Raw genomic sequence first — 17,324 nt, forward strand, 5'->3', positions numbered from 1 at the left:
CCCGGTGACCGCCCGCCCCGTCGGGGCCGTCGAGCCCCGGCATATCCTGATCCCCAGTGGCCATCGGCTGACAAAGGAGTCCGAAGGTGCCGTCGATGCTCGATGCGGTCGTGGTGGGTGCGGGACCTAACGGACTGACGGCTGCCGTGGAGCTGGCCCGCCGCGGTTTCTCGGTGGCGGTGTTCGAGGCGCACGGCACCGTGGGCGGTGGCGCCCGCACCGAGGAGCTGACCCTCCCCGGATTCCGGCACGACCCGTGCTCCGCCGCGCACCCGCTGGGCATCAACTCGCCCGCGTTCCGCGCGATGCCCCTGGAGCGGTACGGACTGGAGTGGCTGCACGCCGAGCTGCCCATGGCGCACCCGTTCCCGGACGGCACGGCCGCGGTACTGTCCCGTTCGGTGGCGGAGACGGCCGCCTCCCTCGGCCCGCGTGACGCCGGCGCCTACCGCAGACTGGTCGAGCCCTTCCTGCCCCGATGGGACACGCTGGTCCGGGACTTCATGTCCCTGCCGCTCACCTCCCTGCCCCGCGACCCGGTCACCCTCGCCCGCTTCGGCCTGGCCGGTCTGCCGCCGTCGACCTGGCTGATGCGCCGCTTCCGGGACGAGCGGGCCCAGGCGCTCTTCGCCGGCCTGGTCGCGCATGTCATGGCCCCGCTCAGCGGTGTCGGCACCGGCGCCGTGGGCCTCGTCTTCGCCCTCGCCGCGCACGCCCGCGGCTGGCCCGTGGCGCGCGGCGGCTCGCAGTCCCTGTCCGACGCGCTCGCCGCCTATCTGAAGGACCTCGGCGGAGCCGTCCACACGGACTACGAGGTCAAGCACTTCGACGACCTCCCGCCCGCCCGCGCCTACGTCTTCGACACCTCACCGGCCGCCCTCGCCCGTATCGCCGGATTCGGCCGCCATTACGAGGGCTTCCGGTACGGCGCGGGAGTCTTCAAGATCGACTACGCGCTGGACGGACCCGTGCCCTGGACGGCGCGGGAGGCACGCCGGGCGGGGACCGTGCAGGTCGGCGCCAGTCGCGCCGAGATCGCCACCGCCCTGCACGCGGCCTCCCGCGCGGGCCGGGCACCCGACGTGCCCTTCCTGATCACCGTGCAGCCCAGCGTCGCCGATCCGTCGCGGGCACCCGAGGGCAAGCACGTCTTCTGGGTGTACGGCCACGTCCCGAACGGCTGGAGCGGCGACCTCACCGACGCCGTCGAGCGCCAGCTGGAGCGCTTCGCGCCCGGCTTCCGCGACCGCGTCCTGGCCCGCGCGACCGCCGGCCCGCCCCAGCTCGCCGCCCGCAACGCGAACTACGTGGGCGGTGACATCGCCTGCGGCGCGGCGGCCGGCATCCAGCTCCTGCTGCGGCCGAGGCCCACCCTGTTCCCGTACAGCACCCCGCACCCGGCCGTCTTCATCTGCTCGTCGGCCACCCCGCCCGGACCCGGCGTGCACGGCATGTCGGGGCACAACGCGGCCAAGGCCGTCTGGAGGAGGCTGCGCAGCTCATGACCACCCTCACCCTCGTCCAGGGCGACATCACCCGGCAGAGCGTCGACGCCGTCGTGAACGCCGCCAACTCCTCGCTGCTCGGCGGGGGAGGGGTCGACGGCGCCATCCACCGGCGCGGCGGCCCCGCGATCCTGGCCGACTGCCGCCGGCTCCGTGCCTCCCACTACGGCAAGGGCCTGCCCACCGGCCGGGCCGTCGCCACCACGGCGGGCGAGCTGGACGCGCGCTGGGTGATCCACACGGTGGGCCCGGTCTGGTCGGCCGACGAGGACCGCGGCGAGCTGCTCGCTTCCTGCTACCGCGAGTCCCTGCGGGTCGCCGCCGAGCTGGGCGCGCGGACCGTGGCCTTCCCGGCGATCTCCACGGGGATCTTCGGCTGGCCGCTGGACGACGGCGCGCGGATCGCCGTGGAGACCGTCCGCGAGGCCGCGGCTCCGCCCGTCGAGGAGGTACGGTTCGTGCTCTTCGACGAGCGCGCCTACGCGGCGTTCGCCGACCGGCTGGACTGAGGCCCGAGGGCGGGGGCGGGGGCCTGGGCGCGTGCCCGCCCGGGTGGGCGGTCGTGGGTCGCCCTTGGCGGGGGCGCGGGAGCGCGTACGTGAGGTGACGGCTCCGGGCGTCTGCTAATCGGCGGAGTCGCTGATCCCGAGGCGCAGGTGTTCGACGTGGTAGACGGCCTGGTCGAGGAGCTCGGCGACGTGGTGGTCGTGCAGCGCGTAGACGACCGAGCGTCCGTTGCGCTCGCCGACGACCAGCCCCAGATTGCGCAGCAGCCGCAGCTGGTGCGAGCACGCCGACTGCTCCATGCCCACCTCGGCGGCCAACTCCGTGGCGGGCAGCGGTCCTTCGCGCAGCCGCGCCAGGATCAGCAGGCGGGAGGGCGTGGACAGGGCCTGGAGCGTGGTGGCCACCTTGGCGGCGTTGGCCGCGTCGAGGCGTACGCGCCCGGTGGCGTCCTTCGCGGCGGTGACGGCTCCATGACCCATGGGGTTCATCCTACTCATCGCACCGTGAGACATGAACGGCTCTTCATGTGTCTCTGGGTGGGCCGGGCGGGACGCGCGGGACGCGGGGGTGAGAGGGAGCGGGATGCGTGGGCGGGCCTCGGCTCGATCACCCCGGGGCCTCTCTCCCCGTCCCCGTTCCCGCCCCGTCCCCCTCCCCGAAGGCACATGTCGGATTCTCGCGAGCCTCGGCTCCGTCGGTGCCGGATCCTTGAGGCATGCGGAACGGGATGCACACCGACACCGAGCGCTGCGTGCGCGCCGTCCAGTCCAAGGACGCGCGATTCGACGGCTGGTTCTTCACGGCCGTCCTGACCACCCGGATCTACTGCCGGCCCAGCTGTCCGGTGGTGCCGCCGAAGCCGGAGAACATGACGTTCCACCCGAGCGCGGCCGCCTGCCAGCAGGCCGGGTTCCGGGCCTGCAAGCGGTGCCGCCCGGACACCAGCCCCGGTTCGCCGGAGTGGAACCAGCGCGCCGACCTCGTCGCCCGCGCCATGCGCCTGATCGGCGACGGGACCGTGGACCGCGAGGGCGTGCCCGGCCTCGCCGCACGCCTCGGCTACAGCACCCGCCAGATCGAACGCCAGCTCCTCGCCGAACTGGGCGCCGGGCCGCTCGCGCTCGCCCGGGCCCAGCGCGCCCAGACCGCGCGGCTGCTCATCGAGACGACCACCCTGCCCATGGCCGAGGTCGCCTTCGCCGCCGGTTTCTCCTCCATCCGCACGTTCAACGACACCGTGCGCGAGGTCTTCGCGCTCTCCCCGAGCGAGCTGCGTACCCGGGTCCCGCGGAAGGCGGCGCCCGCGCCCGGCGCGCTGACGCTCCGCCTGCCGTTCCGTGCCCCGCTGAACCCGGACAACCTCTTCGGGCACCTCGCGGCGACCGCGGTGCCGGGGGTCGAGGAGTGGCGCGACGGAGCCTATCGGCGCACGCTGCGCCTGCCCTACGGGCACGGTGTCGCCGCGCTCACCCCCGAGCCCGACCACATCGGCTGCCGCCTCACCCTCAGCGACCTGCGGGACCTGCCCGTCGCCATCAGCCGCTGCCGCCGACTGCTCGACCTCGACGCCGATCCGGTGGCCGTCGACGACCAGCTGCGCACCGATCCGCTGCTCGCCCCGCTCGTCGACAAGGCGCCCGGCCGCCGGGTCCCGCGCACGGTCGACGAGGCCGAGTTCGCCGTACGGGCCGTCCTGGGTCAGCAGGTGTCCACGGCCGCCGCCCGCACCCACGCGGCCCGCCTGGTCCGCGCGCACGGCGAACCGGTGGACGACCCCGAGGGCGGCCTGACCCACCTCTTCCCGGCCCCCGAGGCGCTCGCCGCGGTCGACCCCGAGTCGCTCGCGATGCCCCGCACGCGTCGGGCCACGTTCGCCACCCTCGTCCGTCAACTCGCCGACGGGGAACTGCGTCTCGGCGTCGAGAGCGACTGGGAGGAGAGCCGCGCCCGGCTCCTGGCGCTGCCCGGCTTCGGGCCCTGGACCGTCGACGTCATCGCGATGCGCGCCCTCGGCGACCCGGACGCGTTCCTCCCCACCGACCTCGGGATCCGGAAGGCGGCGAAGGAGCTGGGCCTGCCCTCCACGCCGTCCGCGCTCACCGCACGCGCCGCCGCCTGGCGCCCCTGGCGGGCCTACGCGGTGCAGTACCTGTGGGCGACCGACAGCCACCCCATCAACTTCCTGCCCGTCTGAGCGACTTGACGACACGAGCGACTCCGAGGAACCGACTGTGAAACAGCACACCGTCATCGACAGCCCCTACGGCCCCCTCACCCTCGTCGCCACAGACGGGGTCCTGTCGGGCCTCTACATGGTGGGCCAGCGCCACCGCCCGGCCGAGGAGCACTTCGGCGACCCCGACGACACGCCGTTCGGGGAGGCGCGGGAGCAGCTGGAGGCCTATTTCGCGGGGGAGTCGAAGGACTTCGACCTCCCTCTGCACCTCGACGGCACCCCGTTCCAGCGCCGGGTCTGGGAGCAACTGCGCCTGATCCCCTACGGCGAGACCCGCTCGTACGGCCAACTGGCCGAGATCCTGGGCAACTCGGGAGCCTCCCGCGCGGTCGGCCTCGCCAACGGCAAGAACCCCGTCGGCATCATCGTGCCCTGCCACCGCGTGGTGGGCGCCGACGGCAGCCTCACCGGCTACGGCGGCGGCCTCGACCGCAAACGACGCCTCCTCGACTTCGAACGCGGCGCCGCCCTCTTCGACTGACGCGCGTCCGCTTCCTGTTGCCCTGCCGAATGCTCACTGCCGTGGCCGCCCGCCGGCGACGCGCCGGCCACTCACCGCAGGTTGCGCAGCAGTTCGGGCAGCGCGGTGCCGATCGGCTCCCGTACGACCTCGTCGGCCCGGTCGTCGTAGGGGGTCGGTTCGGCGTTGACGACGATCAACCGGGCGCCTTGGTCGGCGGCCACGCCGGCGAGGCCCGCCGCCGGGTGCACCTGAAGGGTGCTGCCGACCGCGATGAACACCTGGCAGGCCTTGGTGACGGCCAGCGCCTCACCGAGGACGACCGGGTCGAGGTGCTCGCCGAACATGACGGTCGCCGGTTTGAGGATGCCGCCGCACCGCAGGCACGGCGGGTCGTCCTCCCCGGCGTCGACGCGCGCGAGGGCGTCCTCCATCGGGCCGCGCACGTGGCACCCCGTGCACACGAACTCCCGCGCGGTGCCGTGCAGTTCCAGGACCTTGCGTGCGGGCATCCCGGCGAGCTGGTGCAGTCCGTCCACGTTCTGCGTGATCACCCGCACCGGCACACCGGACCGCTCCAGCTCGGCCACGGCCAGGTGCGCCGCGTTCGGCTCGGCCCGGAGCGCCCCTGTCTCACGCCGCATCCGCCAGGAGCGCCTGCGGATTTCGGGGTCGCCCATGTAGTACTCGTACGTCACGAGCTTCTCCGCGTCGGGATCCCGCCGCCAGAGCCCGTCGGGCCCGCGGTAGTCCGGGATGCCCGAGTCCGTGGAGATCCCCGCACCGCTGAGAATCGCGACCAGAGGCTTGTTCATGGTGCCGAGGGTAGGAGCCCGGCCGGGGCGCGGCGAACGAATATGCTCCGAGGCCGCGGAGCCGGGCGCGAACCCCGGAAGACGGAGCCCGCCCGCGTCGCGTCCTGCCCCGGTCCCCGTCAGCCCACCCTGTGGCCGTTCTCCAGTTCCGCCGTGCCCGTGGCGTCCGCGAGGGTGTCGAGGGCGGCCAGTACACGGCGGCCAAGGGCGCCCGGCAGGTGGGCGGTGAGGTCCTCCCGGGGGACCAGGCGCCAGGACAGGAGTTCCTCCTCCTGGAGCCGGATCGCCGCGAGGTCGTCCGCGCCGAGGACCCCGCCGTCGTACAGGTACGCCACCAGCGGCGGCCTGTCCGCCCCCGGCACCCAGTCCACCGCGAGCAGCCGTCCCAGGCTCACGTCGAGCCCGATCTCCTCGGCCGTCTCGCGGCGCGCCCCCTGCCGCGGGGTCTCGCCGTCGTCCGACTCGACGGTGCCGCCGGGCAGGGCCCAGCCCTCCCGGTAGTTCGGCTCGACGAGCAGCACCCGTCCCTCGGCGTCGCGGAAGAGCGCGGCCGCCCCGACGATGACGCGGGGCAGACCGGCGATGTACGTGGCGAAGTCCGCAGCGGTCTGTGAAGAGGTCATCCGGAAAGGGTAGCGGCCGGTGCCAGGCGTCCCCCGGTCCCGGGCTGGACCGATCCGCGCCGGTCAGGCCACCTTCTCCGCCTCCGCCGCCAGCCGCACCGTCCGGTCGGCCAGCTCGCTGATCCGCACCCCGTCGAAGCCGAACACCGCGCTGCGCACCGTGTCCTCCAGGGGGTCCCGCCACTGTGCCGGGATCGCCGCCGCCCCGCACAGGACGCCCGCGACGGAGCCCGCCGTCGCGCCGTTCGAGTCGGTGTCCAGGCCGCCGCGGACGGTCAGCGTGACGGTGCGGGTGAAGTCGCCGTCGCCGTACAGGAGCCCGGCGGTCAGGACGGCGGCGTTCGGGACGGTGTGGATCCAGCCGAGCCCGGCGGTCTCGTCGGCCAGCGTGGTGAGCGTGTCCTCCCAGCTCAGCCGCGTCTCGTGCAGCGTCATCACCCGGCGTACGGTCCGGGACAGCCGGCTGCTCGCCGGGATCACCGTCAGCGCCGTGTCGAGGGCGTGCCGCACCCCGGGCGCGGTGAACGCCGCCGAGATCAGCGCCGCCGCCCACATCGCCCCGTACACCCCGTTCCCGGTGTGCGACAGGACGGCGTCCCGGCGGGCCAGCGAGGCCGCGAGCCGGGGCCGGCCGGGGTGGGTCCAGCCGTGGACGTCGGCGCGGATCAGGGCGCCGATCCACTCCTGGTAGGGGTTGTCGTACGTCGCCGTCAGCGGCGGCTTGAGGCCGTTGGCGAGGTTCCGGTAGGCCGCCCGCTCCGCGGTGAACGTCTGGAGGAACGGCAGCCGCAGCAGCCACAGGTCGCCGACCTGCTCGGTGCTGAACCCGAAGCCGTACGTCTCCAGCAGGTGCAGGCCGAGGATCGCGTAGTCCACGTCGTCGTCGCGGCAGCTGCCGTGGATCCGGCCCCGGACGCACTGCCGCCACTCGGGACGCAGCGCGAGAGCGGTGCTCTCGTCGGCGGGCTCGGGAAGGTAGTCGGTGAGCGGCAGGGCGCCGGCCTGCCGCAGATAGCGGTCGATGCGTTCCCGCGTCCAGTGGTCGCCCTGCTCGACCGGCTTACCGAGCATGTTGCCCGCGATCCGGCCCAGCCAGCCCCCGAGGACGCGGTCGTCGAGTTCGTTGCCCACAGGGGTCATAGCTCCGGTGTACCCGGTGACGGGCCCCGACGCGCGGGTTTCGAGGCGCGGGACGGGGCATGACGGGGCGCCCCTCCTGCGGTTAAGGTCGCAGCGGCGCGACTGCCTTGACGTGAGCAAGGCGCGAAAGCAAGGGGAATGCAAGGTGGCGGACGCTGTGAATCGGACTCCGCGGGCGGCGCGCGTGCTCATCGCCGCGGACAAGTTCAAGGGATCGCTGACGGCCGTGCAGGTCGCGGAGCGGGTGACGGCCGGGCTGCACCGGGTCGCCCCGCACGCCGAGGTCGAGGCGCTGCCCGTGGCCGACGGCGGCGACGGCACCGTGGACGCGGCGGTCGCGGCCGGGTTCGAGCGCCGTACGGTCCGCGTCGCCGGGCCGCTGGGCGACGAGGTCGAGGCGGCGTTCGCGCTGCGCGGGGACACGGCCGTCGTGGAGATGGCGGAGGCGAGCGGCCTCCAGCGGCTGCCCGCGGGCGTCTTCGCGCCGCTCACCGCGTCCACGTACGGATCGGGCGAGCTGCTGCGCGCGGCCCTGGACGCGGGGGCGCGGACCATCGTGTTCGGTGTCGGCGGCAGCGCCACCACCGACGGCGGCGCCGGCATGCTGTCCGCCCTCGGTGCCCGCTTCCTGGACGCCGACGGCGAGCCCGTCGCCCCCGGCGGCGGCCCTCTGGCGGGTCTGGCTACCGCCGACCTGTCGGGCCTCGACCCCAGGGTCTCCGAGGTCGACCTCGTCCTCGCCAGCGACGTGGACAACCCGCTCACCGGCCCCAAGGGCGCGCCCGCCGTGTACGGGCCGCAGAAGGGCGCGAGCCCCGACGAGGTGGCGGCCCTGGACGCCGCGCTCGCCCACTTCGCCACCGTGCTGGAGAAGGCGGTCGGCACCGAGGCGGCCGAGTACGCCCAGGCGCCCGGCGCGGGAGCCGCGGGCGGCATCGGTTACGGGGCCCTGGTCCTGGGCGCCCGGTTCCGTCCCGGCATCGAGGTCATGCTCGACGTCCTCGGCTTCGCGCCCGCCCTGGAGCGCGCCACCCTGGTGATCACCGGCGAGGGCTCCCTGGACGAGCAGACCCTGCACGGCAAGGCACCCGCGGGCGTCGCCACGGCGGCCCGCGCGGCGGGCAAGGAGGTCGTCGCGGTCTGCGGCCGCCTGGCCCTTCCCCCGGAGGCGCTCGGCAAGGCGGGCATCCGCCGCGCGTACGCCCTCACCGAGGTCGAGCCCGACATCGCCAAGTGCATCGCCGACGCGGGCCCCATCCTGGAGCGGGTCGCCGAGAACATCGGGCGTGACTTCCTGATCTGACCCCTGCCGTCCGGACTCGGGCCGGCCCGAGCGCTCACCCCCAGCTGGGCGGCGCATGAGGGCCGGCCCCTGCCGTCCTGCGGGAAACGGACGCTCACCGGCCCGTCCGGCCATCCGACCGTCGCCCCCTCGGACCCCGCGCCCCGTCTCACCCCCGCGCCCCCGACAACCGGTACGCGTCCAGTGCCAGCGTCATCTCGATCAGGTCCCGGGGCCGGGCCAGGGAACGGGCGGTCAGCTGCTCCAGGCGGCGCAGCCGGTTGAAGACCGTGTTGCGGTGGCAGTACAGGCGGCCCGCCGCCCGCCCGGCCGACCCCTCGCAGGCCAGCCACACGTCCAGCGTCTCCAGCAGCACCGCCCGGTCCGCCGGCTCCAGGGTGAGCAGCTCGCCGAAGATGTCGGAGACCAGCCGCCCCGCCAGCTCCGGCTGGCTCACCACGAGGGCCGTCGGCATCCGCTGGTCCAGCCGTACGACCTCGCTCGCGTCCGGCGGACACGTCCGCAGCGCCAGTTCGGCCAGCCGCCGGGCCCGCCCCAGCTCGGCGAGGCCCGCCACGACGGGACTGATCCCGCCGGGACCGACGCAGCGGCCCGCCAGCACGCGGGCGACCCCGTCCAGGTCCTGGCCGGGACCCAGGGCCACCACCCCGACCTCGCAGTCCGCCCGCATCCGCCAGACGAACCGGAACCCCGCCCCCTGCACCGGCCGGTGGAACGCCTCCCGGCCGTCCCGCCGCTCCGACCGCAGCACCACCACGGCATAGGGCCCCCGCTCCGGCAGATCGAGGCCGGCCGCCGCCCGCGCCGCGAGCCCCGGGGCCTCCTGGCCCTCCAGCAGCGCGTCCAGCAGGGCCTGCAACTGCTCGTCGGTGCGCCGCCGCAGCTCCATCTCGGTCGCCCGGTACGCCTCCGAGGCCGCCGCGGCCTGGGCGTCCACCGCCGACCACACCATCGTCGCCGACCGCATCAGCGCCCCGAGCCGCTCCGGCTCCCTGCCCGCGGCGCCCTCCATCAACGCGTCCCACACCAGATAGCCCGCGCTGCGGTAGGAGTGCACGAGTAACTCCAGCGGCAGCCCCTGCTGGGCGCGCCGCCGCCCGGCGTCCTCCGCGTACTCCAGGTCACGGCGCGGGGAGGACCGCGGCGCGGAGATCGTCTCGATCCCGATCCGCATCGCCTCCTCCGCCTCCCGCCACTGCTGGTCGTACGCGAGCACCTGCCCGTAGACGGGGGAGTGCTCCGCGAGTTGCCGCACGTGCTCGTCGACCAGCTCCGGCAGCCGTTCCAGCAGCGCGGTGCAGGCCTCCGCGAGCAGTTTCCAGTCATGGCCGGTACGCCTTCTGCGCGCTCCCATGGCCGCAGGATGCCACCGGTACGACGCCCTCGGCAGGCCCCTGACACGCGGTGTTGTGCGCGCGCACAACGGCCGGCCGCACTCGCTGGTCACCCGCAGCGTTTCGCCACCGGGCCGTGGACGGGGCGCTCCGCCGGTGCTGTTGTGAGCGCCACCGAGCGAGGTCGGCGAGCGAGGACGACAGGAGGGAGAAGCCATGGACGGTTCCGGTCTGGTCGTACGGGACCTGTCGGTCGGATACGGCCCGGTGCGCGCACTGCGCCGGGTGTCCCTGGAGGTGCCCGAGGGCGCCGTGGTGACGGTGCTGGGCGGCAACGGAGCGGGCAAGTCGACGCTGTTGCGGGCGGTGTGCCGGACGCTGTCGTTCCACGGAGGGGCGGTGACCGAGGGCACGGTGACCCTCGGCGGCCGGCGTCTGGACGGCGTGTCGCCGGACCGGGTGGTGGCCGCGGGGGTGTCCCAGGTGCCCGAGGGACGGCGGGTGTTCGCCCGCATGACGGTCGCGGACAACCTGCGGGCCGGAGCGCTCGGCGCGAGCGGGGGGCGCGCCGAGCGGACCGCCGCCCTGCGCCGCGTCCACGAGCTCTTCCCGGTGCTCGCCGACCGCGCCCAGCAGCGCGCCGGCCTGCTGTCGGGCGGCGAACAGCAGATGCTCGCCGTCGGCCGCGCGCTCATGGCGGCCCCCAGCGTGCTCCTCCTGGACGAGCCCTCGCTCGGTCTCGCCCCGCTGATGGCCGCCCGGATCGCGGACACCGTCCGCGAGATCAACGCCCAGGGCACCTCCGTGCTGCTCGTCGAACAGAACGCGGCGCTCGCGCTGCGGCTCGCCTCCCGCGCCTACGTCCTGGAGGTCGGCGAGGTCACCCTCTCCGGCCCCGCGGAGGAACTCGCCGCCTCCGACGAGGTGCGCCGCCGCTACCTGGGCGTCGTCGACGAGGACGCGGCCGCCGACGCCTCGCGGGCCGGCGGCACGCTGCCGGCCCTGACCCGATGGAAGGGGTGACGCGCCGCGTGGAGACCAAGACCGCCGCTGCCGCCGACACCGGTACCACCGACGTCCCCGCCCTGGAGGTGAGCGGGCTGACGGTGCGCTTCTCCGGGCTCCTCGCCCTGGACGACGTGAGCTTCACCGTCCGCCCCGGCACCGTGCACGCCCTCATCGGGCCGAACGGCGCGGGCAAGTCGACCTGCTTCAACGTCCTGTCCGGCGTCTACCGCGCCACCGCGGGCAGCGTCCGCTTCGGCGAGCACGAGCTGACCGGGCTGCCCCCGCACCGCATCGCCGGGCTCGGCGTGGCCCGCATCTTCCAGAACCTCGCCCTGCCGCCGCTCGCCACCGTCGAGGACAGTCTCCTGCTCGGCAGGCACCGGCTGACCCGGTCCGGCTTCGTCGCCGCCGGGCTGCGCCTGCCGGCGGCGGCCCGCGAGGAGCGTCGGCACCGTGAACGCGTCCGTGAGATCGCCGACTTCGTCGGTCTCGGCGACTGCCTGGACCGCCCGGCCGGCTCCCTGCCGTACGGGCAGCAGAAGCTCGCCGAACTGGCGCGGGCGCTGTGCATGGAGCCGCGCCTGCTGCTCCTCGACGAACCCGTCGCCGGCATGACCGGCGACGAACGGCGCCGCACCGCCGCGGTGATCGCGGGCGTCCGCGACAGCCTCGGCATCTCGATCGTCCTGGTGGAACACGACATGGGGGTGGTGATGCGGCTCGCGGACGCGGTGACCGTACTCGACTTCGGGCGCCGGATCGCGGACGGCGCCCCCGCGGACGTCCAGAACGACCCGGCCGTGGTCCGCGCCTACCTTGGGGAGGAGACCGCTTCATGAGCACCTTCGCCGAACTCCTGCTCAACGGCGTCTCGATGGGCTCCGTCTACGCCCTCATCGCACTCGGCTTCGTGGTCATCTTCCGGGCCACCGAGGTCGTCAACTTCGCTCACGCCTCACTGCTGCTGGCGGGCGGCTACGTCACCGCCGTCCTGCACGACGACATCGGCTTCTGGCCCGCCCTGCTCGTGGGCATCCTGGGCGCCGCGCTGGTCGGCGCGGCGGTCGAGTTCCTCGTGATGCGCCGCTACCGGGGCTCCGACCACAGCGTGCTGGCGATCGTCACCATCGGCGTCGACATCCTGCTCACCACCGAGCTGACCCGCCGTATCGGCACCGACGTCCTCTCCCTGGGCGACCCGTGGGGCGACGCGGTCCTCAGTCTCGGGCCGATCTCGCTCGCCCACACCAGGATCGCCGCGTTCGTCGCCGCCGCGCTGCTGATCACGGTCTTCCTGCTCGCCTTCCGCTACACCTCCTGGGGCGTGGCGATGCGGGCGGCGGCCGAGAGCTCGGAGACGGCAGCGCTGATGGGCGTACGACTGGGCCGGGTGTCCCTGGGCGCCTGGGCCGTGGCCGGCGGTCTCGCGGCCGTGGCCGCGCTGTTCCTGACGGTCTTCCCGACCCCGGGACTGGAGCGGGCCACCTCGCTGGCCGCGCTGAAGGCCTTCCCGGCCGCGATCCTCGGCGGCCTGGACTCGACCACGGGCGCCCTGGTCGGCGGCCTGCTCGTCGGCATCACCGAGTCGCTGGCCACCGGCTACCAGAGCGATCTGACCTTCCTCGGCCGGGGACTCGGCGACCTCGCCCCCTACCTGGTGATGGTCGCGATCCTCCTCGTCCGGCCCGCCGGACTGTTCGGCACGAAGGAGCTGGCCCGTGTCTGAGGTCCTCACCCGCACCGAGACGGCCCCGGTGCGCCGCCGTCCGGCCCGGCTCACCCGCCCGCGGCCCTACGTCCTGGCCGCCGGAGCGGTCCTGCTGCTGGCGTTCCCGTTCTACCTGGACCGCTTCTGGCTCCAGGCCGGGCTGTTCGCCATGGCCGCGGCGATCGGCGCCATCGGCATCAACCTGCTGACCGGCGCGACCGGCCAGCTGTCGATGGGGCACGCCTTCTTCCTCGCGATCGGCGCCTACGGCTACTGCGTGTTCGCGGGGGACGGCTCCGACGGGCTGACCGGACTCGGGCTGCCGACCTGGCTGGCGGTGATCCTCGCCGTGCTCGTGGCGGGCGCGGCGGGCGGCCTGTTCAGCCCCATCGCCGGCCGGCTGCGCGGCGCCTACCTGGGCATCGCCACCCTCGCGCTGATCTTCATCGGCCAGCACGTGCTGTTCAACGCGCGGGACCTCACGGGCGGCTTCAACGGCCGGGACGTACCGGCCCTGAGCCTGTTCGGCCTCACCTTCGACGACCAGGAGACCGTGGTGGCCGCCGTGCCCTTCGGCTCGGCGGAGAAGCTCTGGTACTTCGGTCTCGTACTGCTGCTGGCCGGCGCGCTGTTCGCCCGCGGGGTCCTGCGGGGCCGCCCGGGGCGTGCCATGAACGCGATCCGGGACCACCGGATCGCGGCCGGGGTGATCGGCGTGCCGGTGGCCCGCTACCGCGCCGCCGTCTTCGTCCTGTCCTCGATGTACGCGGGCCTCGCCGGTGTGCTGCTGGCCCTGATCTTCCAGCGGACCGTGCCCGACTACTTCGGCATCACGCTCTCGCTCGAGTACCTCGCCATGATCGTCATCGGCGGGCTCGGCTCGGTCTCCGGGGCGGTGGTCGGCGCGGCGTTCGTCTCGCTGCTGCCGCAGCTGCTGACCCGGTACAGCGACGTACTGCCGCTCGTCTCCGCACCGGGGACGGGCGGGATCACACCGGGCGAGGCGTCCCGGTACCTGTACGGCGCCGCCGTCGTGGCGGTGGTGCTCTTTCTGCCGGGCGGCCTGGTCAGGGTGGCCGCGCGGCGTCGCGTCAGGACGACTTCTGTGGAGGAACGATGACTACGGGTACCACTGGCAGGTCTCGGGTGTACGCGACCCGGGCCGCCGCGGGCGCGCTGGCCGCGCTGATCGTACTGTCCGGCTGCAGCTCCAAGGCCAAGGACGACGAGGGCGACAAGGGGAACGCGAGCGGGGTGAAGACCGGCGAGGGCATCTCCGGCAAGACCATCACGCTGGGCGTCCTCACCGACATGACCGGCGTCTACGCCACCCTCGGCAAGAGCGTCACGCAGGCCCAGCAGCTGTACGTGAAGCAGCTCAACGCGGACGGCGGGGTCTGCGGCTACAAGGTCGACCTCGCCATCCGCGACCACGGCTACGACCCGCAGAAGGCGGTCGCCGGCTACACCGAGCTGGAGCCGAAGGTGCTGGGCTTCGCCCAGTTCATCGGGTCGCCGTTCGTCGCCGCCGTCAAGAAGCGCATCGACGGCCAGGACAAGGGCCTCGTGCTGCCGCAGGCGTGGTCCAACTCGCTGCTCGGCAGCCCGTACATCCGGGTCATCGGCTCGACCTACGACGTCGAGACGATCAACGCCATCGACTTCCTGATGAAGGAGAAGGGCGTCAAGAAGGGCGACAAGATCGGTCACGTGTACTTCGAGGGCGACTACGGCGAGAGCGCCCTGGCCGGCGCCAAGCACATGGCGAAGGAGTCCGGTCTCAAGATCGTGGAGCAGAAGATCAAGCCGACCGACAACGACATGACCGCCCAGGTCGCCGCGCTGAAGAAGGCGGGCGTCAAGGGGATCGTGATCAGCGCGGGCCCGCGGCAGGCGGCCTCGCTGGTCGGCGTCGCGGCGGCCGGGGGCTTCGGCGTCCCGGTGATCGGCAACAACTCGGCGTTCGCCCCGCAGCTGCTCGCCACCCAGGCGGGCCCGGCCCTGGAGAAGAACTACTACGTGGCCTCGCCGGCCCTGCCGATCGGCGGCGACACCCCGGCCGCCAAGAAGCTGGTGAAGGACTACAAGGCCGCGTACCCGAAGGACTCGCTCGACAACGGCGTGGTGGCCGGCTGGACCGCCGCCTCGGTCTTCGGCGAGGCGCTGAAGACGGCCTGCAAGAGCAAGGACCTCACCCGGGAGGGCGTCGACAAGGCCCTGCTGACCCTGGACGACGTCGACACGGGCTTCGGGATCCCGCAGAACTTCTCGGACCCGGCGGCACCGTCCTCCAAGCAGAGCGTCATCCTGCAGCCCGACAAGAGCGCGGTGGGCGGCACGAAGGTCGTGCGGCAGCCCGAGGCGGCGTCGGTGGCCGAGAGCTACACCCCGGCCGGCTGATCCGCTCCTGAAGCCGTGGGGCCCCGCACCGAGTCCGGTGCGGGGCCCCACGGCTGTGCACGCGCCCAGGCGGCCGTACGGGCCCGCTCAGGGGCCCGGACAGCCCTCGCCTTCGTACGGAACCGGGCCGCATGACACGAGATCCCCGGGAAAGCCCTGTATGCCCCACTGAGCGCCCAGGAGGCCGGGAATGACGTCGGGGCCCCGGGAGGCGGCCCGAGGGCGTCCTGGGGCCGCGTAGGGCGTCCGCAGGGCGGCCTGGGCCGGGAACGCGTAGGGGCGGGGTGGCCGAAGCGGGGCGCGGAGTGACCGAGCGCCGGGCCGCTTACGCCACGGAGTTGCCGGACGGCGGCGGGCGGGGCGTAGAGCCACGGAGGCGCCGGACGGCGGCGAGGCGGGCGTCGAGCTGGGACGCGAAGGACGGCGATGCGCCGGACTGCGGTGCGTAGGACATCGGTGCGTCGGACGTCGGGCCGGGGAGGCGCCGGACGGGGGGCCGGGAAAGCACCCACGGCGGTAAGCCGGGCGTCGGCGGCCGGGAAAGCACCCACGCCGCTAAGCCGGACGTCGGGGGCCGGGAAGCCCCGGGGGCGGCGGTGAGGCGGGCGCCGGCTCGGGCGGGACCCGGGACGGACGAAGGGCCCCGAACCGACCGGTTCGGGGCCCTTCGCTCGCGTACAGGGGTTACGGCAGCTGCGCCGCACGCGCCTCGCGCCGGTTGTCCCGGAAGGTGTTCACCCGCCGGGCCGTCGCGAAGAGCGGGATCACCGCGCCGAGGACCAGCTGGAGCGCACAGCCCGTCTGGAGCAGGAGCTGACCGCCGGGGGCCTCGAAGGCCCAGGCCGCCAGCAGACCCATCGCGGCGACGATCCACGAGAGCATCGCGACCGCCAGCGGACCGCGCGGCTTCGGGTACTCGACGCGGCTCACCATCAGCCAGGCGGTGCCGATGATCGCCAGGAGCGTGGCCACGAAGGGCAGCTCCAGGAGCACGATCGAGACCACCGTCAGCGCGCCGAAGGGGCTCGGCATGCCCTGGAAGGTGCCGTCCTTCACCGTCACGCAGGAGAAGCGCGCGAGTCTCAGCACGACCGCCAGCAGGACCACGATGGCGCCCACCGCGGCCACCCGCTGGTGCGCGTCGTCCGCGACCATCCCGTAGACCAGCACGAAGTACGCCGGGGCGAGTCCGAAGCTGATCAGGTCGGAGAGGTTGTCCAGCTCCGCGCCCATCGGGGACGAGCGCAGCTTGCGGGCGACCAGGCCGTCGAACAGGTCGAAGACGGCGGCGCAGAGCATCAGGATGACGGCCGTGGCGGCGCTGTGCCGCGCCATGCCCGTCTCCTGGCTGCCGGTGAGGTGCGGGATCAGGATGCCGGTGGTGGTGAAGTACACCGCCATGAAGCCGCACGTGGCGTTACCCAGCGTGAGCGTGTCCGCTATCGAGAGGCGGAGGGACAGCGGCATCTCCTCCGCGTCGTCCAGCTCGTCGGCCTCCGGCACCCAGCCGGCCTGTGTCTCGGGATCAACCACGGTCAATGCGAGTCACCCCAGCCACGGTCTTCTGACCGACCTCCACGTCCACCTCGACACCCTCGGGGAGATAGATGTCGACACGCGAGCCGAAGCGGATCAGGCCGATCCGCTCGCCCTGCTCGACCTTGGTGCCCTGCGGGATGTAGGGCACGATGCGGCGGGCCACGGCACCGGCGATCTGGATCATCTCGATGTCACCGAGTTCGGTGTCGAAGTGCCAGACGACGCGCTCGTTGTTCTCGCTCTCCTTGTTGAACGCCGGGACGAACCCGCCGGGGATGTGCTCCACGGACGTCACCGTGCCGGCCAGCGGCGCGCGGTTGACGTGGACGTTCAGCGGGCTCATGAAGATCGCGACGCGGGTGCGCCCGTCCTTCCACGGCATGATGCTCTGCACCACACCGTCGGCCGGCGAGATGACCCGGCCCTGGGTGATCTCGCGCTCGGGGTCGCGGAAGAACCACAGCATGCCCGCCGCGAGCGCGGTGACGGGTACGGCCACGGCCTTGGCGGCGCCGGAGCGGCGCGCGCGGGCGAGGCTGAGTGCTGCGGTGGCGACGGTCGGGAGAAGCCACGGCGATGCTCCGCGCGCGAGGCGTACGCCGACTCGGCTGTCGCGAGGTGCAGAGGTTTGGCTGTGGGGCATGGATGACCTTCGTAGCGGATGATGCCGCGCTGAACGGGGGACGGCGGCTTTCCCGGGATCGTACCGGTCGCGGGCCACAACTGGGCAAGCCAGGAAGCTGAGT

General features: G+C 73.6%; 17 protein-coding genes. 10 read left to right on the forward strand and 7 right to left on the reverse strand.

What is annotated here, in order from left to right; all coding sequences use genetic code 11:
* Positions 1-95 precede the first annotated feature (95 nt).
* Both ACZ4VA_RS09920 and ACZ4VA_RS09925 read left to right on the forward strand, forming a co-directional pair.
* A complete protein-coding gene (locus ACZ4VA_RS09920) occupies positions 96-1,505 on the forward strand; it encodes a phytoene desaturase family protein (protein WP_356166710.1) in 1,410 nt (469 codons plus the stop codon).
* Positions 1,502-2,014 (forward strand): O-acetyl-ADP-ribose deacetylase, encoded by a 513-nt coding sequence (locus ACZ4VA_RS09925; protein ID WP_355786479.1) that lies wholly within the window; start codon positions 1,502-1,504, stop codon positions 2,012-2,014. The genes ACZ4VA_RS09920 and ACZ4VA_RS09925 overlap by 4 nt, the downstream gene beginning before the upstream one ends.
* A 114-nt stretch (positions 2,015-2,128) precedes the next feature.
* Here the strand turns inward: ACZ4VA_RS09925 and ACZ4VA_RS09930 are convergent, their stop codons facing one another.
* Entirely contained in the window at positions 2,129-2,491 is a 363-nt protein-coding gene (locus ACZ4VA_RS09930) for an ArsR/SmtB family transcription factor (protein ID WP_355786476.1), read from the reverse strand.
* 236 nt (positions 2,492-2,727) lie between these two features.
* On the opposite strand from ACZ4VA_RS09930, the gene ACZ4VA_RS09935 reads away from it, so the two are divergent.
* Positions 2,728-4,206, forward strand: a complete 1,479-nt coding sequence (locus ACZ4VA_RS09935) for an AlkA N-terminal domain-containing protein (RefSeq protein WP_356166706.1) — start codon at positions 2,728-2,730, stop codon at positions 4,204-4,206.
* A 37-nt stretch (positions 4,207-4,243) separates the two neighbouring features.
* Complete coding sequence (locus ACZ4VA_RS09940) at positions 4,244-4,729, forward strand: methylated-DNA--[protein]-cysteine S-methyltransferase (protein ID WP_356166703.1); 486 nt, start codon at positions 4,244-4,246, stop codon at positions 4,727-4,729.
* Positions 4,730-4,800: 71 nt separating this feature from the next.
* Here the strand turns inward: ACZ4VA_RS09940 and ACZ4VA_RS09945 are convergent, their stop codons facing one another.
* The 3 genes from ACZ4VA_RS09945 to ACZ4VA_RS09955 all read right to left on the reverse strand — a co-directional run bounded on the left by ACZ4VA_RS09945 (position 4,801) and on the right by ACZ4VA_RS09955 (position 7,286).
* Positions 4,801-5,523: an SIR2 family NAD-dependent protein deacylase gene (locus tag ACZ4VA_RS09945; protein ID WP_355786467.1), complete on the reverse strand. Its 723-nt coding sequence runs from the start codon at positions 5,521-5,523 to the stop codon at positions 4,801-4,803.
* A 119-nt stretch (positions 5,524-5,642) separates the two neighbouring features.
* Entirely contained in the window at positions 5,643-6,146 is a 504-nt protein-coding gene (locus tag ACZ4VA_RS09950; RefSeq protein WP_355786464.1) for an NUDIX hydrolase, read from the reverse strand.
* Positions 6,147-6,209: 63 nt separating this feature from the next.
* Positions 6,210-7,286, reverse strand: a complete 1,077-nt coding sequence (locus ACZ4VA_RS09955; protein ID WP_468080697.1) for an ADP-ribosylglycohydrolase family protein — start codon at positions 7,284-7,286, stop codon at positions 6,210-6,212.
* 184 nt (positions 7,287-7,470) lie between these two features.
* Here ACZ4VA_RS09955 and ACZ4VA_RS09960 point away from each other — a divergent pair, with 184 nt between their 5' ends.
* Positions 7,471-8,589 carry a glycerate kinase gene (locus tag ACZ4VA_RS09960; RefSeq protein ID WP_356166989.1) on the forward strand — a complete coding sequence of 373 codons (1,119 nt, stop codon included), beginning with the start codon at positions 7,471-7,473 and terminating at the stop codon, positions 8,587-8,589.
* Between the two features lie 148 nt (positions 8,590-8,737).
* Here ACZ4VA_RS09960 and ACZ4VA_RS09965 read toward each other — a convergent pair whose 3' ends face one another.
* Entirely contained in the window at positions 8,738-9,943 is a 1,206-nt protein-coding gene (locus tag ACZ4VA_RS09965; RefSeq protein ID WP_355794632.1) for a PucR family transcriptional regulator, read from the reverse strand.
* Positions 9,944-10,139: 196 nt separating this feature from the next.
* On the opposite strand from ACZ4VA_RS09965, the gene ACZ4VA_RS09970 reads away from it, so the two are divergent.
* The 5 genes from ACZ4VA_RS09970 to ACZ4VA_RS09990 are packed head-to-tail and all read left to right on the forward strand — an operon-like array spanning position 10,140 to position 15,039.
* Positions 10,140-10,946 (forward strand): ABC transporter ATP-binding protein, encoded by an 807-nt coding sequence (locus ACZ4VA_RS09970; protein WP_356166698.1) that lies wholly within the window; start codon positions 10,140-10,142, stop codon positions 10,944-10,946.
* Positions 10,934-11,770, forward strand: coding sequence for an ABC transporter ATP-binding protein (locus ACZ4VA_RS09975; RefSeq protein ID WP_388902999.1), 837 nt, complete (start codon positions 10,934-10,936; stop codon positions 11,768-11,770). Before ACZ4VA_RS09970 ends, ACZ4VA_RS09975 begins: the two co-directional genes overlap by 13 nt.
* The gene (locus ACZ4VA_RS09980; protein ID WP_355790622.1) at positions 11,767-12,657 is read left to right on the forward strand and encodes a branched-chain amino acid ABC transporter permease; all 891 of its coding nucleotides are present in this window, start codon (positions 11,767-11,769) and stop codon (positions 12,655-12,657) included. The genes ACZ4VA_RS09975 and ACZ4VA_RS09980 overlap by 4 nt, the downstream gene beginning before the upstream one ends.
* Positions 12,650-13,759 (forward strand): branched-chain amino acid ABC transporter permease, encoded by a 1,110-nt coding sequence (locus ACZ4VA_RS09985; protein ID WP_468080701.1) that lies wholly within the window; start codon positions 12,650-12,652, stop codon positions 13,757-13,759. Before ACZ4VA_RS09980 ends, ACZ4VA_RS09985 begins: the two co-directional genes overlap by 8 nt.
* Positions 13,756-15,039, forward strand: coding sequence for an ABC transporter substrate-binding protein (locus ACZ4VA_RS09990; RefSeq protein ID WP_468080703.1), 1,284 nt, complete (start codon positions 13,756-13,758; stop codon positions 15,037-15,039). Before ACZ4VA_RS09985 ends, ACZ4VA_RS09990 begins: the two co-directional genes overlap by 4 nt.
* Before the next feature lie 684 nt (positions 15,040-15,723).
* On the opposite strand, the gene pssA is transcribed toward ACZ4VA_RS09990, so the two are convergent.
* Together pssA and ACZ4VA_RS10000 are read right to left on the reverse strand one after the other, a co-directional pair.
* Positions 15,724-16,578: a CDP-diacylglycerol--serine O-phosphatidyltransferase gene (pssA, locus tag ACZ4VA_RS09995; protein ID WP_356175211.1), complete on the reverse strand. Its 855-nt coding sequence runs from the start codon at positions 16,576-16,578 to the stop codon at positions 15,724-15,726.
* Positions 16,565-17,221: a phosphatidylserine decarboxylase gene (locus ACZ4VA_RS10000; protein ID WP_121406992.1), complete on the reverse strand. Its 657-nt coding sequence runs from the start codon at positions 17,219-17,221 to the stop codon at positions 16,565-16,567. Before ACZ4VA_RS10000 ends, pssA begins: the two co-directional genes overlap by 14 nt.
* Positions 17,222-17,324: the final 103 nt, after the last annotated feature.

It is taken from the genome of Streptomyces sp. NPDC028308, assembly GCF_055565855.1.

Coding starts and splice junctions, on each gene's coding strand:
- ACZ4VA_RS09920 (WP_356166710.1), top strand. CDS start 96: ATGCTCGATGCGGTCGTGGTGGGTGCGGGACCTAACGGACTGACGGCT.
- ACZ4VA_RS09925 (WP_355786479.1), top strand. CDS start 1,502: ATGACCACCCTCACCCTCGTCCAGGGCGACATCACCCGGCAGAGCGTC.
- ACZ4VA_RS09930 (WP_355786476.1), bottom strand. CDS start 2,491: ATGGGTCATGGAGCCGTCACCGCCGCGAAGGACGCCACCGGGCGCGTA.
- ACZ4VA_RS09935 (WP_356166706.1), top strand. CDS start 2,728: ATGCGGAACGGGATGCACACCGACACCGAGCGCTGCGTGCGCGCCGTC.
- ACZ4VA_RS09945 (WP_355786467.1), bottom strand. CDS start 5,523: ATGAACAAGCCTCTGGTCGCGATTCTCAGCGGTGCGGGGATCTCCACG.
- ACZ4VA_RS09950 (WP_355786464.1), bottom strand. CDS start 6,146: ATGACCTCTTCACAGACCGCTGCGGACTTCGCCACGTACATCGCCGGT.
- ACZ4VA_RS09955 (WP_468080697.1), bottom strand. CDS start 7,286: ATGACCCCTGTGGGCAACGAACTCGACGACCGCGTCCTCGGGGGCTGG.
- ACZ4VA_RS09965 (WP_355794632.1), bottom strand. CDS start 9,943: ATGGGAGCGCGCAGAAGGCGTACCGGCCATGACTGGAAACTGCTCGCG.
- ACZ4VA_RS09970 (WP_356166698.1), top strand. CDS start 10,140: ATGGACGGTTCCGGTCTGGTCGTACGGGACCTGTCGGTCGGATACGGC.
- ACZ4VA_RS09975 (WP_388902999.1), top strand. CDS start 10,934: ATGGAAGGGGTGACGCGCCGCGTGGAGACCAAGACCGCCGCTGCCGCC.
- ACZ4VA_RS09980 (WP_355790622.1), top strand. CDS start 11,767: ATGAGCACCTTCGCCGAACTCCTGCTCAACGGCGTCTCGATGGGCTCC.
- ACZ4VA_RS09990 (WP_468080703.1), top strand. CDS start 13,756: ATGACTACGGGTACCACTGGCAGGTCTCGGGTGTACGCGACCCGGGCC.
- ACZ4VA_RS10000 (WP_121406992.1), bottom strand. CDS start 17,221: ATGCCCCACAGCCAAACCTCTGCACCTCGCGACAGCCGAGTCGGCGTA.